General features: G+C 71.2%; 12 protein-coding genes and 1 pseudogene. 9 read left to right on the forward strand and 4 right to left on the reverse strand.

Annotated features, from left to right (window positions below):
- Positions 1 to 466: 466 nt before the first annotated feature.
- Positions 467 to 802 (reverse strand): YnfA family protein, encoded by a 336-nt coding sequence (locus tag OJ254_RS10600; RefSeq protein ID WP_265362143.1) that lies wholly within the window; start codon positions 800 to 802, stop codon positions 467 to 469.
- A gap of 168 nt (positions 803 to 970) precedes the next feature.
- Between OJ254_RS10600 and OJ254_RS10605 the strand changes: the two genes are divergently transcribed.
- On the forward strand, positions 971 to 1,714 hold the full coding sequence (locus OJ254_RS10605) for an AAA family ATPase (protein ID WP_265362144.1): 744 nt from the start codon (positions 971 to 973) through the stop codon (positions 1,712 to 1,714).
- A 258-nt stretch (positions 1,715 to 1,972) separates the two neighbouring features.
- On the opposite strand, the gene OJ254_RS10610 is transcribed toward OJ254_RS10605, so the two are convergent.
- Positions 1,973 to 3,580 carry an FAD-dependent oxidoreductase gene (locus OJ254_RS10610; protein WP_265362145.1) on the reverse strand — a complete coding sequence of 536 codons (1,608 nt, stop codon included), beginning with the start codon at positions 3,578 to 3,580 and terminating at the stop codon, positions 1,973 to 1,975.
- A 343-nt stretch (positions 3,581 to 3,923) separates the two neighbouring features.
- On the opposite strand from OJ254_RS10610, the gene OJ254_RS10615 reads away from it, so the two are divergent.
- Positions 3,924 to 4,445, forward strand: coding sequence for a TetR/AcrR family transcriptional regulator (locus OJ254_RS10615; protein ID WP_265365113.1), 522 nt, complete (start codon positions 3,924 to 3,926; stop codon positions 4,443 to 4,445).
- Between the two features lie 47 nt (positions 4,446 to 4,492).
- Here the strand turns inward: OJ254_RS10615 and OJ254_RS10620 are convergent, their stop codons facing one another.
- Positions 4,493 to 4,873, reverse strand: a complete 381-nt coding sequence (locus OJ254_RS10620; RefSeq protein WP_265362146.1) for a MazG-like family protein — start codon at positions 4,871 to 4,873, stop codon at positions 4,493 to 4,495.
- A 174-nt stretch (positions 4,874 to 5,047) separates the two neighbouring features.
- On the opposite strand from OJ254_RS10620, the gene OJ254_RS10625 reads away from it, so the two are divergent.
- Both OJ254_RS10625 and OJ254_RS10630 read left to right on the forward strand, forming a co-directional pair.
- Complete coding sequence (locus OJ254_RS10625) at positions 5,048 to 5,614, forward strand: cupin domain-containing protein (RefSeq protein WP_265362147.1); 567 nt, start codon at positions 5,048 to 5,050, stop codon at positions 5,612 to 5,614.
- Positions 5,615 to 6,123: 509 nt separating this feature from the next.
- Positions 6,124 to 6,861 carry an SDR family NAD(P)-dependent oxidoreductase gene (locus OJ254_RS10630; RefSeq protein WP_265362148.1) on the forward strand — a complete coding sequence of 246 codons (738 nt, stop codon included), beginning with the start codon at positions 6,124 to 6,126 and terminating at the stop codon, positions 6,859 to 6,861.
- Positions 6,862 to 7,269: 408 nt separating this feature from the next.
- On the opposite strand, the gene OJ254_RS10635 is transcribed toward OJ254_RS10630, so the two are convergent.
- Positions 7,270 to 7,827, reverse strand: coding sequence for a hypothetical protein (locus tag OJ254_RS10635; protein ID WP_078866473.1), 558 nt, complete (start codon positions 7,825 to 7,827; stop codon positions 7,270 to 7,272).
- 323 nt (positions 7,828 to 8,150) lie between these two features.
- On the opposite strand from OJ254_RS10635, the gene hemL reads away from it, so the two are divergent.
- The 5 genes and pseudogenes from hemL (at position 8,151) to OJ254_RS10660 (ending at position 13,082) form a co-directional block, all read left to right on the forward strand.
- Positions 8,151 to 9,458, forward strand: coding sequence for a glutamate-1-semialdehyde 2,1-aminomutase (hemL, locus tag OJ254_RS10640; protein ID WP_265362149.1), 1,308 nt, complete (start codon positions 8,151 to 8,153; stop codon positions 9,456 to 9,458).
- A 7-nt stretch (positions 9,459 to 9,465) separates the two neighbouring features.
- Complete coding sequence (locus tag OJ254_RS10645) at positions 9,466 to 10,179, forward strand: histidine phosphatase family protein (protein WP_265362150.1); 714 nt, start codon at positions 9,466 to 9,468, stop codon at positions 10,177 to 10,179.
- A 148-nt stretch (positions 10,180 to 10,327) separates the two neighbouring features.
- Positions 10,328 to 11,553 (forward strand): annotated as a pseudogene (locus tag OJ254_RS10650) (polysaccharide deacetylase family protein).
- A 141-nt stretch (positions 11,554 to 11,694) separates the two neighbouring features.
- On the forward strand, positions 11,695 to 12,306 hold the full coding sequence (locus OJ254_RS10655) for a TlpA family protein disulfide reductase (protein WP_265362151.1): 612 nt from the start codon (positions 11,695 to 11,697) through the stop codon (positions 12,304 to 12,306).
- A gap of 11 nt (positions 12,307 to 12,317) precedes the next feature.
- A complete protein-coding gene (locus OJ254_RS10660) occupies positions 12,318 to 13,082 on the forward strand; it encodes a cytochrome c biogenesis CcdA family protein (protein ID WP_265362152.1) in 765 nt (254 codons plus the stop codon).
- The last annotated feature ends 2 nt before the right edge of the window (positions 13,083 to 13,084 follow it).

The raw sequence follows: 13,084 nt of genomic DNA on the forward strand, positions 1-13,084 counted from the left end.
TGGGACGGCGGGACGCGGGACGGCGGATCGGTGCGCGTCGGCATGACCGTTGTGCGGTCCGGCCGCGGTCGCGGTGTGCCCAGGATATGCAGCCCCTGATCAACCGCTGATCAATTACTGATGAGCACCTGATCAATGGTTGGGCGGGGTGGTTGGAGGGCCGTGATTGGAGGGCGGTGGTTGGAGGGCGGTGGGGGCCGACGGCGGGGCCGAGGGGGGCCGAGGGGGGCCGACGGCGGGGCCGACGGTTGGGGAGACGGCGGACGCCGGGGGAGCCGGGGAGCCGGAAAAAGTCGGTGGAAGCTGGGGGAGCCGGGGGAAAGCTGGGGGACCTGGGGAAAGCCGATGGAAGCTGGGTGAGCCGGGGAGCCGGGGAGCCGGGGAGCCGGGGAAAGTCGGGGAAAGCTGGGGGAGCCGGTGGAAGCCGGGGAAAGCCGGCTGTGCGGGCGGCCGGTCGCCGGAAAGGTCAGCGGCTCCTGGGGGCGTACATGATCACTGCCATCCCGGCCAGGCAGATCAGCGCCCCGATGACGTCCCACCGGTCGGGGCGATAGCCGTCGGCCACCATTCCCCAGGCCAGCGATCCGGCGACGAAGACCCCGCCATACGCGGCGAGGATGCGCCCGAAGTGGGCGTCGGGCTGGAGCGTGGCCACGAAGCCGTACACCCCGAGTGCGATCACCCCGGCCCCGATCCACGCCCAGCCACGGTGTTCGCGGACCCCCTGCCACACCAGCCACGCCCCACCGATCTCGAACAGCGCGGCAACGACGAACAGAGCAGCGGAACGCGCAATGAGCATGCGGCGAGCCTAAGCCCGGACACCCTCAGCAACGCGCGAGAGCCTCTCCGGCCCCCTGCCCCACCCCACCCGCTCCCACCCCGCCCCGCCCCGCCCCGCCCCGCCCCTCGCCTACTTCGCCCCGAGCGCCCCCAGGGGATTGTCAGTAGCGCATGAGAGCTTCGAATCATGTTGATTGAACGGGCCTATCTGGACCTTCCGACGGGGACGGGGGCGGCCGAGGACGGCTGGCCGTGGACGGTGCCCTGTGTCCGGCAACTGGCCGCCGAAGGGCTGACCTTCCGCGCGCCCGTCACCTTCCTGGTGGGCGAGAACGGTTCGGGGAAGTCCACGGTGGCCGAGGCGCTGGCGGAAGGCTTCGGTCTGGATTCGTACGGCGGGTCGGCGGGCTACAAATACGCCTCCTCTCGTGAGGCCTCTCTGTTGGGCGGTCGGCTTCGGTTCGATCCGACGCGGGAGGGGCGGCGGATGGTGCGGGGGCCGCGGACGCGTCGTCGCGGCTTCTTCCTCCGGGCCGAGACAGCGCTGGAAGCACTGAACGGCGAGCGGAACACCCAGCGGCTCTCCCAGGCCCCGGACGAGATGAGCCACGGCGAGAGCTTCCTGCTGGCCTTCCGTGAACGGTTCGCCGAGCGCGGGCTGTACGTGATGGACGAGCCGGAGGCGGCGCTGTCCTTCTCCTCCTGTCTGGAACTGGTCGGGCTGATGGACGAGTTGGCGCGGATAGGCGCCCAGGTCGTGTGTGCCACCCACTCACCGCTGCTGACGGCACTCCCCGGTGCGGAGATCGTGGAGGTCGGCGAGCACGGCATGCGGTCGGTGGAATGGGCGGAGCTGGGCCTCGTCGACCACTGGCGGCGATACCTCAGCGACCCGCGGGCCTATCTGCGCCATGTGCTGGCATCGGGCTGAGCCACGACGAACTCCGACGCCCCCCGCGCCGCCGTCCGCCCCCGCGCAACCATCCGCCTCCACTTAGCCGATCCGCCCCGCGCCTCCCTGTGACGTCACGCCGCCCCGCGCCTGCCTGTGACGTCACGCCGCCCCGCGCCTGCCTGTGACGTCACGCCGCCCCGCGCCTCGCGGCCATCCGACCCTCGCAACCGTCGGCCTCCTCGCAACCCTCGGCCTCCGCGCAACCGTTCGCCTCCGCGGAGCCGCCCGCCCCGCTCAGCCGTTCGCCGGCGCGGCGCCGGTCCACCGTATGAGCGCGCTGCGCAGGGCCGCGGCACGCTCGGCGGGGGCCGTGGAGTCGGTGGCCCAGGCGATGTAGCCGTCGGGGCGTATCAGCAGGGCGGTACGGCGGCCGCTGTCCCAGGTGGCCGGGAGGACGCGGTCGTCGTCCGGACGCGGGGCGGTGGGCTCGTCGGCGGGGGTGACGAGGACGAACTTCCCCTCGCGGAGGAGTTCGTAGAGCCGGCCGCCGCCGGCCAGGCGGAGGTCCGGGGCGCGGTGGCCGGCGAGCCGATGGGCACCCGGCCCGGCCGGATAGCTGATGCCGATACCGGAGAGCGTGCGTATCGCGCGGCGGGACACCGGCCTCAGATGGTTGATGACCCGCGCGGCGATTCCCCGGACCGCACGCCCGGGAGTGGAGTGCAGCAGGGTCAACCGCAGGATGGCGCCGCTGCTGCGCAGCACCGACTTGCCAACCGGATGCCGCTCGGCCTGATAGCTGTCCAGCAGGGACTCGGGGGAGTGGCCGCGTAGCACGGCGGCCAGCTTCCAGCCGAGGTTGGCGGCGTCCTGGAGACCGGTGTTCATGCCCTGACCGCCCGCGGGGGAGTGGACATGCGCGGCGTCCCCGGCGAGGAAGACCCGCCCGACGCGGTACTGCGGGGCCTGGCGTTCGTCGCTGTGGAAACGGGAGATCCAGCGGGCGTCCCGCATGCCGTAGTCCGTACCGAGCGCGAGCCGGGTGACCTCGCGGACCTCGTCGAGATCGGCGGGCGCGGTGTCGTCGGCCTGGCGCTGGCGGTTCCAGCCGATGACGCGGTACCAGCCGTCCCCGAACGAGCCGATCAGCGCGAAGGCCTCACCCATGGCGTTGACGATGAAGGGGGAGGGAGGCTCCTCGGCCAGTCGGACGTCGGCGAGGATCACCGAGCGGATCACCGACTTCCCGGGGAAGGGCAGGCCCACGGCCTCCCGGATCGTGCTGCGCACGCCGTCGGTGCCGACGAGGTAGGCGGCGCGGGCGCTGCCGATGCCGTCGGCGGTGCGCAGCTTCACCGTCACCCCCTCCTCGTCCTGGTCGAGGCCGAGCACCTCCGAGTCGTACCGGAACACCACACCGGCCTTCCGCGCGCGGCGCTCCAGCAGCTGCTCGACCTCGAACTGCGGAGTGATCAGGACGAAGGGGAAGCGGGTGGTGAGCTGGGTGGGGTCGAGAGTGGCCTCGCCGAACATCTGGAGGCGGGGGATCGGATGACCGCCGGCGACCAGCTCATCGGCCAGGCCGCGGGCGTCGAGCTGTTCGAGCGTGCGCGCATGGACGGCGAGGGCGCGGGTGAGGTTGCTGGTCGTGTCGGCGCGGCGTTCGAGAAGCGTGACGGACAGGCCGGCCTCGGCGAGGTCCCCGGCGAGCAGCAGCCCGGTGGGCCCGGCACCGACGACGAAGACGTCCGCGGTGTCCGTCAGCTCTGCGGCGTCCGCGCTCTCAGCGCTGGGCGCGAGGTGTGCGCGGGCTCCCGGCACGTCCCTGACCTCGGCGTTTCTGGCCGTGCTGAGCCCCTGGTCCTGGGTGCCGGGCCGGTCCGTGCGGTTCGTGGCGTCCATGGCTTCCGCCTCCTCTTGCGTGCGCCTGGGCCTATGCCAACGCATGTTGGTCAACGCTTGTTGGCAAGCGTAGGTCGCGTCGGCTTGGCATGTCAACAGTCGTTGGCCTACAGTTGTTGACATGCCGCACGATCGCCCTCTTACTGCTGCTGAGCCCGACGCCCCCGCCGAATCCGCGGCCCGCGGCACCGGCACCGGCACCGACATCGGCACGGCCACCGACAGCGACATCGAAGCCGCTGCCGGCGCCTCGTCCGCGGGTGCCTCCGGCGCCTCACCCGCCGGTGCCCGGACCGCCGGCCCCGCGGACCCGCCCCGCCGGTCCGCCGCGACCCGGGCCGCGATCCTGGCCGCCGCCCGTGACCGCTTCGCCGCGGACGGCTACGAGCGCGCCACGATCCGCGCCATCGCGCGCGAAGCGGGCATCGACCCGTCGATGGTCATGCGCTACTACGGCAACAAGGCCGGCCTCTTCGCGGCCGCCTCCGAGATCGAGGTGCACGCGCCCGACCTGAGCCACGTACCGCGGGAAGAAGCCGGCGCCCGGCTCGTACGTCACTTCCTCGAACGGTGGGAGGGCGACGAGGTGCTGACCGGCATGTTGCGCGTCGGCGCGACGAACGAGGCGGGCGCGGAGCGGATGCGCGGGGTGTTCGCCGAACAGATCAGGCCGGTGCTCACGGCGGTCTGCCCGGTCCCCGAGGAGGCCCCGAAGCGCGCGGCGCTGATCGCCTCCCAAATACTCGGCATGGCGCTGTGCCGTTACATCCTGCACCTCCCGCCGGCCGTCGCGCTCAGCCATGACGAGGTCATCGCCTGGCTGGCACCCACGATCCAGCGCTATCTGACGGCGGAGCAGCCGTAAGGCGGGCGGTCTGACGGCGGAGCAGCCGTAGGGCGGCCGGTCGCCGTTCAGTCCCCTGACAATGGCCGCGGCACCCGTCCGGCCACCCGTCCCATATGCCCTTCGAAGACCTGCCGCGCCTCCGGAGTCAGCGTCCGGAGCGCCACCATCGCCGTGAGGATCACATCGCACAGCTCGCTGTGCACGTCGTCCCAGGTGTGACTGTGCCCCTTGCGCGGGTTCTGGCCCGTGGCGCCGATCACGGCCTGCGCGACCTCGCCCGCCTCCTCGGAGAGCTTCAGGATGCGCAGCAGCCGCTCCTGCTCCGCTGGCAGCGCGCTCGCGCCGTCGAGCCAGCGCACCAGCTGGTCGACGGTTTCCCAGACGGCTGACAGGGCGTCGGCCACAGGCACGGACGAGGCGTCGACGGGCGGAGGCGTATCGGACATGGCCCGATTGTGCCCGTCTCCGGCGGCGTACGTGCCTAGGGTGGATCAACCGCCGTATGTGAAGCACGGTATGTGAACCGCCACAGGTGAAACGTCGTATACGCAGCGCCGTGTACGAACTGCCGCACACGAACCCCGTATTGCTGCTGACTGGTGGGAAGGGGCACGCCGCAGATGGCCGAGCACCGCACGTCCCGCGATCCGCTCCCCGAGGCGCTGGTCGACTTCTACGGCCTGGTGCCGCTGCCGCGTGAGGGCGGACGGTTCCGGCCTACGTGGTCGGGCCCGCCCCGGGCCGACGGGCGGCCCGAGGGTACGGCGATCGTGATGCTGCTGACCGCTGAGCCGGGCGACTACTCCGCCCTGCACCGGCTGCCGACCGACGAGATCTGGCACTTCTACCGGGGCGATCCCCTCACCCTCTTCCTGCTGACCGAAGGGCCCGAGGAAGACGGGCAGCCCCAGGGGGCCGAGGGGCGCGGGGTGAGCACTCCGGATGGCCGCGCGGCCCGTACGGTCGTCCTCGGGCCGGATGTCCTGGGCGGGCAGCACGTCCAGTTCACCGTGCCGGCCGGGACGTGGATGGCCGCCGAGGTCGCCGAGGGCGGATCGTGGACGCTGTTCGGCTGCACGATGGCGCCCGGTTTCACCTTCGAGGACTACGAACACGGGGACGGCGCCGAACTGGCCGCGCGGTTTCCGCGGGAGGCAGCGCGGATCGCCGCGCTGAGCCGGCCATGACAGGGGAGCGAGCCCCTTTCGGCCTGAACGGTGGCGGGGCGGCGATTACTCCCGGTGACCGCCTTGTACCGGTCGTATCCGGCCAGGCCGCCGCGGACGGCGCAGGCGGCGCAGGCGGCCCAGACAGGCCGGGCAGTCCGGGCGGACCAGGCAGTCCGGGTGGCCCTGGCGGCCTGGGCGGCCCAGGCAGTCGGGGAGGAGCAGACGACCCAAGTGGCCCGACCGGTCCTGGGGGCTCGGAGGGCTCGGAGAGCTCGGAGCGCTCGGAGCGCTCGGAGCGCTCGGCCGGTCCGGATGGTCCGCGTGATCCGGCCGGTCCGGATGGTCCGGCCGGTCCGCGTGGTTCGGGCGGCCAGGCCGACCAGGCGGCGCGCCAGTTGGGCATGGCTGCCGATCAGCGAGGCACCGTCCGCCGCCCCCCTCACACCGACCACCCCTCTCCTGGCCATCACCTCCGCTCTCACCCCCAGCCCCAGCTCCACCCCCACCTCCCCGACCTCTCCGGGCAGGTGGTGCTCGTTACCGGGGCCGCGGGTGGGGTGGGGCAAGGCATTGCGGGGCGGTTCGCGCAGGCCGGGGCGGCGGTGGTGGTGCACTACCGGACCGGGGCCGAGGCGGCGCGGGCGCTGGTGGGTCGGATCGAGGACGGCGGCGGGAGTGCGCTGGCGCTGGCGGCCGACCTGGCCGTCGAGGAGGAGTGCCACCGGCTGGTGACCGAGGCGGCCGGCTGGCGCGGGCGGCTCACCGCGCTGGTGAACAACGCCGCGGTGCAGCCGACGCAGGAGCTGGCGGGGATGTCGCTCGCCGACTGGCGGGCGGTGGCCGACCTCAACGTGCACTCGGTGTTCGCCTGCACCCAGGCCGCGGCGGCCGTGATGCGGGAGGGCGGCGGCGGGTCGGTGACCCACATCGCCTCGATCGAGGCGGACCGTCCGGCGCCGCAGCACGCCCACTACTGCGCCTCCAAGGCGGCGGTGGTCATGCACGCCCGCGCAGCCGCGCTGGAGTACGGCCGGTACGGCATCCGCGTCAACAGCGTCTCGCCGGGCCTGATCGACCGGCCCGGGCTGGCCGAGGACTGGCCCGACGGAGTACGGCGCTGGCACGCGGCGGCGCCCACCGGGCGGTTGGGGCGGCCGGAGGACGTGGGCGACGCCTGTGTGTTCCTCGCCTCGCCGATGGCGTCCTGGATCACCGGACAGGACCTCGTGGTGGACGGCGGGGTCTCGGCCCGCCCTACGTGGTGAGGCCCACACCGTAGGGGGGCCCACACCGTAGGGAGGCCCCGGGCCCCGTCCTGCGCGGTGACTCCTCCGCCCGGAGGCGCAGTACTTTCACCGTGCTATGAGACGAGGCCCACCGCACCAAGCGACGAGGCCCATCGGCCTACGAGGCGAGGCCCACCGCACTAAGCGACGAGGCCCATCGGCCTACGAGGCGAGGCCCACCGCGCTGAGCGACGAGGTCCACCGCGCTACGGGACAAGGCCCATCGGGCTACGAAACGAAGCCCACCACGCCACGAACCGAGGCCCACCACGCCACGAACCGAGGCCCACCGCCAACACCCCAGCCCGCCCCAGCCCTCCACAGCCCACCCCGGCCCGTTCCAGCCGCCCAAGCCGGCCAAAACCCCAGCCCAGCCCCGACGAACCGTTACGGCCACACCAGGCAATACGCCTGGTGCCCCGCCTCGTGGAGGCGGTGGCTGAAGTCCTGCCATTCGTGGAGGAGCTGGTAGACGGCGAAGGCGTCGCGGGGGCCGCCGCGGTCGGGGACCGTGGACCAGATGAAGGCGGCCGCGCCGACCGATTCCTCGCCGATGCCGCGCAGCGGGTCGACCACGGTCATGGGGAGCTTGACGACGGCGTAGTCGGGGTGGAGGACGACGAGTTCGAGCGGCGGAACCTTATGGAGGGGTATGCCCTCTATGCCGGTGAGGACCATGGCGGCCATGGTCTCCGGCTTGATCTTGGTGAACATCCCGCCCATGCCGAGCTCGTCACCGCCGAGTTCCTCGGGGCGCATGGAGATCGGGACCCGGGCAGCTGTCGCGCCGTTGGGCGCGCCGAAGTATTTGTAGGTCACCCCCATGCGGCCGCCCCTGATGTCCCCACCCTTGATGCCTTCGGTCTCGCGCCGGTGACGGCCGCGCTGGGCGCGCCCGGAACCCCGGTCATCGGTTCCTTCGCCCAGTTCGCCACCGCGATGCATATCTCCACCCGACCACTCGCAGCCCCAGCCGCGCAACCCGATCATCGTCTCAGAGACCTCCCCCGTCACCGGCGCGCGAAACGCCCGGCCGCACGCCCCCGTGCGCCTCTGAGACCATTGCTTGCGTGACTCACTCGTCCGTCGCCCCAGTTTCGCAGACAAGCGGGGGCTGACGCCCGGTCGAAAGCGAGAGGAATCAAAAAAGGATCGAGTGGGAACCGCGCGGCGCCTTAGGTGGTCCAAGCGGGGATTCCCATGCCGTTGTCAGCCGGGGCGGTGCCCGTGCGCCGCTGCCCTCCCCGTTTATGCAGGTCAGGATCACAGTGTCTTTTCCGTATGAAGCCCCTGTTTCGCAGTCGCTGTTCGAGCGCGCCTCCGTGGTGACGCCCGGCGGCGTCAATTCACCGGTGCGGGCGTTCCGCGCCGTCGGCGGTACGCCCCGGTTCATGGTGTCCGGTACCGGTCCGTACCTCACCGACGCCGACGGCCGTGAGTACGTCGACCTCGTGTGCTCCTGGGGGCCGATGATCCTCGGGCACTCGCACCCCGAGGTGATCGCGGCGGTCCAGGAGGCGGTCGCGCGCGGCACGTCCTTCGGTACGCCCGGCGCGGGCGAGGTCGAGCTGGCCGAGGAGATCGTGGCCCGGATCGAGCCGGTCGAGCAGGTGCGCCTGGTGTCGTCCGGTACCGAGGCGACGATGTCGGCGATCCGTCTGGCGCGCGGGTTCACCGGCCGCCCCAAGGTGGTCAAGTTCGCCGGCTGCTACCACGGGCACGTGGACGCGCTGCTGGCCGCGGCCGGCTCGGGCGTGGCGACCTTCGGGCTGCCCGACACGCCCGGTGTGACCGGCGCGCAGGCCGGCGACACGATCGTGCTGCCCTACAACGACCTGGAGGCGGTGCGGGCCGCGTTCGCCGCGCACCCGGGCGAGATCGCCTGCGTGATCACCGAGGCGTCGCCCGGCAACATGGGCGTGGTGCCGCCGCTGCCCGGCTTCAACCAGGGCCTTGCCGACCTGTGTGCCGAGGACGGCGCGCTGTACATCTCCGACGAGGTGATGACCGGCTTCCGCGTCAGCAAGGCCGGTTGGTACGGGATCGACGGGGTTCGCCCGGACCTGATGACCTTCGGCAAGGTCATGGGCGGCGGTTTCCCGGCCGCGGCGTTCGGCGGCCGCGCCGACGTCATGGCGCACCTCGCGCCGGCCGGCCCGGTCTACCAGGCGGGCACCCTGTCCGGGAACCCGATCGCCACCGCCGCCGGTGTCGCGCAGCTGCGGCTGCTGGACGACGCCGCGTACGAGAAGGTCGACGCGGTCTCCGCCGAGCTGCGTTCGCTGGTCAGCGGGGCGCTGGCCAAGGAGGGCGTGGCGCACCGGCTGCAGGTGGCGGGGAACATGTTCTCCGTCTTCTTCACCGAGCGGGACGTCACCAACTACGACGAGGCCAAGGCGCAGGAGTCCTTCCGCTTCACCGCCTTCTTCCACTCGATGCTGTCCCAGGGCGTCTACCTCCCGCCGTCCGCGTTCGAGTCGTGGTTCGTCTCGACCGCGCACGACACCGCGGCCGTCGAGCGGATCGCGGCCGCCCTGCCGGCCGCCGCCCGGGCCGCCGCCGAAGCGACGGAATGAGGGGGAAATGAACCAGAGCAGCAACGACGTCTCCGCCGGCAACAACGGTGACGACATCACCGTCGTCCACCTCATGCGGCACGGTGAGGTGCACAACCCGGAGGGCGTGCTGTACGGGCGCCGGCCCGGCTACCACCTCTCCGAGCTGGGGCGGAAGATGGCCGACCGGGTCGCCGAGCACCTCGCGGACCGGGACGTCACCCATGTCGTCGCCTCGCCGCTGGAGCGGGCCCAGGAGACCGCGACGCCGATCGCCGCGGCGCACGGCCTCGACCTGGCCACCGACGAGCGGCTGATCGAGGCGGCCAACGTCTTCGAGGGCAAGACCTTCGGGGTCGGTGACGGGGCGCTCAAGAAGCCCGGCAACTGGAAGTACCTGACGAATCCGTTCCGGCCCTCGTGGGGCGAGCCGTACCTCGAACAGGTCGTACGGATGATGGCGGCGCTCGGCGCGGCGCGGGACGCGGCGCGCGGGCACGAGGCGGTGGCGGTCAGCCACCAGCTGCCGATCTGGATCGTGCGCAGCTTCGCGGAGCGGCGGCGGCTGTGGCACGACCCGCGGAAGCGGCAGTGCACGCTGGCCTCGCTGACGTCGTTCACGTTCCACGGCGACAAGATCATTTCGGTGGGGTACAGCGAACCGGCGCGCGACCTGGTTCCCTCCCACCTCCTGGCCGGCGCCAAACCGGTGAAGGGGAAGAGCAAGGCCTACGGGGCCTGACACTGCATCAGGTGGCGGAACGTCACAGGCAAGCAAAAATGGAATATCCGGCCGATTAACCCGGTGTCCCGGTGCTCAACATGCCCTCCTCTCGATTGTCCGTTTATATGGATATCGAGTTCCGGCGAGCACGGATGGGGACGAGGGTATGCGCGCGATCAGTCGGCGAAACCTGCTGGGCCTGGGAGTCGGAGCGGCCGCGGCGCTGGGCGTCGCCGGCTGCTCCACGTCCGGCCCGCAGGTGAGCGTCGACAAGCGGAAGGTCACGAGCTCCGTCCAGGCCCGCCCCAAGCTCATCGGTGACGGCTCGACAGCGAATTACGGTGCGCAGCCGAACCAGCCGAAAGCACCTGAACGGATGGAGCCCGGACAGACCCCGCCGCAGTTCGTGGTCTTCTCCTGGGACGGCGCGGGAGAGGTCGGCAACGGCCTCTTCCCCCGCTTTCTCCAGCTCGCCAAGGACCACGGCGCGGCCATGACCTTCTTCCTCTCCGGCCTCTATCTCCTGCCGGAATCCCAAAAACACCTCTACGAGCCGCCGAACAACCCGCCCGGCGCCTCCGCCATCGGCTACCTCGCCGACTACCACATCAGGGAGACGCTGAGGTACGTGCGCCAGGCCTGGCTGGACGGCCACGAGATCGGCACCCATTTCAACGGCCACTTCTGCGGCGACGCCCCGACCTCGGTCAAACACTGGAGCCCCCGCCAGTGGTACTCCGAGATCGACCAGGCGATGGACTTCGTCACCAAATGGCGGACCAACACCGGCTTCGCCGAGGTCGACCCGCTGCCGTTCGATTACCGGCAGGAATTGGTCGGCGGCCGCACGCCCTGTCTGCTCGGCCAGAGGAATCTGCTGCCCGCCGCCCGGGAACTCGGCTGGCGCTATGACGCCAGTTCGCCCGGCGGCCTCCAGATGTGGCCGAAGAAGAAATTCGGCGTCTGGGACTTCCCACTCCAGCAGATTCCGTTCCCGGGGCACTCTTTCGAGGTGCTCTCGATGGACTACAACATCCTCGCCAACCAGTCCAGGAACTCCACCAAGGCCCCGCCGGCCAATTATCCCGGCTGGCGGCAGCAGGCCACCGACGCGTACATCTCCGGATTCCGCCGCGCCTACGAAACCAACCGCGCCCCCTCTTCATCGGCAACCACTTCGAGGAGTGGAACGGCGGCATCTACATGGACGCCGTCGAGGACGCCCTCAAGCACATCGCCAACGAGCAGAACCGCGATGTCCATCTGGTGTCGTTCCGGCAGTTCACCGACTGGCTCGACGCCCAGGACCCCGAGGTGGTGCGCCGGCTCCAGGAGGTCCCGGTCGGCCGGCGGCCCGCCGAGGGCTGGAAGGAGTACCTGTCGGTCGCGTAGCGGCGTGGCCCCGTGACCATGTAACCGAGCCACCGCGCGACAGGCTGGAGGCAGAGCGGAGGCGGACCCGGGGCAGGTCGGGGACAGGCCGGGCGAGGGGGGCGCGGAAGATCCGCAAATGGCCCATGCGAAACTTTTCACATGAGTGCTGACGCCCCACGCCGCCGCACGCGCCGCCGCCGGATCATCCTGCTCGCCGCAGGGGCCGCGGCCGCCTCGCTGTCGCTGAGCGCCTGCGGAGACGGCGCCTCCGGAGGCTCGGCCCAGACCCGTTTCGTCCAGGGCAAGGACGGCGTCGACACCGTCAAGAAGGCCGACCGGCAGCCCGCCCCCGACCTGTCCGGCGAGACCACCACCGGCAAGAAGCTCGACGTCGCCGACTACAAGGGCAAGATCGTCATCCTCAACGTCTGGGGCTCCTGGTGCGGCCCCTGCATCGCCGAGGCGCCGAACTTCGCCAAGGTCGCCAAGGAGACCAGCGGCAAGGGCGTCCAGTTCATCGGGATCAACACCCGCGACTCCGAGAAGTCCCAGGCCACCAGCTTCGAGGAAGAGCACAAGGTGCCCTACCCGAGCCTGTTCGACCCCACCGGCCGGCTCATGCTGCGCTTCCCCAAGGGCAGCCTCAACCCGCAGTCCATCCCCTCCACGATCGCCATCGACCGGCACGGCAAGATCGCCGCCCGCTCGATCGGGCCGCTCACCGAGGACGAACTGCGCAGCATGGTCAAGCCGCTGATCGCCGAGAAGTGATCCCGCCAGAGATGGAACTCACCCAGCTCGCCGTTGTCGCCGACCCCACCGTCTCCACCGGCACCCTCTTCGCCGCCGTCCCCATCGCGCTCCTCGCCGGACTCGTCTCCTTCTTCTCCCCCTGCGTCCTGCCGCTGGTCCCCGGCTACATGTCGTACGTGACCGGCGTCACCGGCACCGACCTCGGCGAGGCCCGCCGCGGCCGGATGCTCGCCGGCGCCGGCCTCTTCATCCTCGGCTTCACCGCCGTCTTCGTCTCCGGCGGCGCCCTCTTCGGCTTCTTCGGCAAGACCCTGCTGGACTACAAGGACGTCATCTCCCGCGTCCTCGGCGCCCTGCTGATCCTCTTCGGACTGGCCTTCGCCGGCATCCTGCAACGCTTCGGGCAGCGCGAATTCCGCTTCCACAAGAAGCCCGCCATGGGCCTGGCCGGCGCGCCGTTCCTCGGCGTCCTCTTCGGCGTCGGCTGGACCCCCTGCCTCGGCCCCACCTTCGCCGCCGTCCAGACCCTCTCCTTCTACGACGCCAGCGCCGGCCGCGGCGCCCTGCTCACCGTCGCCTACTGCTTCGGCCTCGGCGTGCCGTTCATCGCCGTCGCCCTGGCCTTCCGCCGCGTCCTCGGCGCCTTCGGCTGGGTCAAGCGGCACTACCAGTGGGTGATGCGGATCGGCGGCGGCATGATGGTCGTCCTCGGCGTCCTCCTCGTCACCGGCATCTGGGACAGCCTGATGTCCGAGCTCCAGAGCTGGGCACAAAGCTCCACCGTTGGGATCTGATC

The sequence above is a fragment of the Streptomyces endophytica genome (genome assembly GCF_026153355.1).
Taxonomy (GTDB): Bacteria; Actinomycetota; Actinomycetes; order Streptomycetales; family Streptomycetaceae; genus Streptomyces; species Streptomyces endophytica.

What these genes read in the sequence shown, in the direction of transcription:
- OJ254_RS10600 (WP_265362143.1), bottom strand. Translation starts at nt 802, where the DNA reads ATGCTCATTGCGCGTTCCGCTGCTCTGTTCGTCGTTGCCGCGCTGTTC.
- OJ254_RS10605 (WP_265362144.1), top strand. Translation starts at nt 971, where the DNA reads ATGTTGATTGAACGGGCCTATCTGGACCTTCCGACGGGGACGGGGGCG.
- OJ254_RS10610 (WP_265362145.1), bottom strand. Translation starts at nt 3,580, where the DNA reads ATGGACGCCACGAACCGCACGGACCGGCCCGGCACCCAGGACCAGGGG.
- OJ254_RS10620 (WP_265362146.1), bottom strand. Translation starts at nt 4,873, where the DNA reads ATGTCCGATACGCCTCCGCCCGTCGACGCCTCGTCCGTGCCTGTGGCC.
- OJ254_RS10625 (WP_265362147.1), top strand. Translation starts at nt 5,048, where the DNA reads ATGGCCGAGCACCGCACGTCCCGCGATCCGCTCCCCGAGGCGCTGGTC.
- OJ254_RS10635 (WP_078866473.1), bottom strand. Translation starts at nt 7,827, where the DNA reads ATGCATCGCGGTGGCGAACTGGGCGAAGGAACCGATGACCGGGGTTCC.
- OJ254_RS10645 (WP_265362150.1), top strand. Translation starts at nt 9,466, where the DNA reads ATGAACCAGAGCAGCAACGACGTCTCCGCCGGCAACAACGGTGACGAC.
- OJ254_RS10655 (WP_265362151.1), top strand. Translation starts at nt 11,695, where the DNA reads ATGAGTGCTGACGCCCCACGCCGCCGCACGCGCCGCCGCCGGATCATC.
- OJ254_RS10660 (WP_265362152.1), top strand. Translation starts at nt 12,318, where the DNA reads ATGGAACTCACCCAGCTCGCCGTTGTCGCCGACCCCACCGTCTCCACC.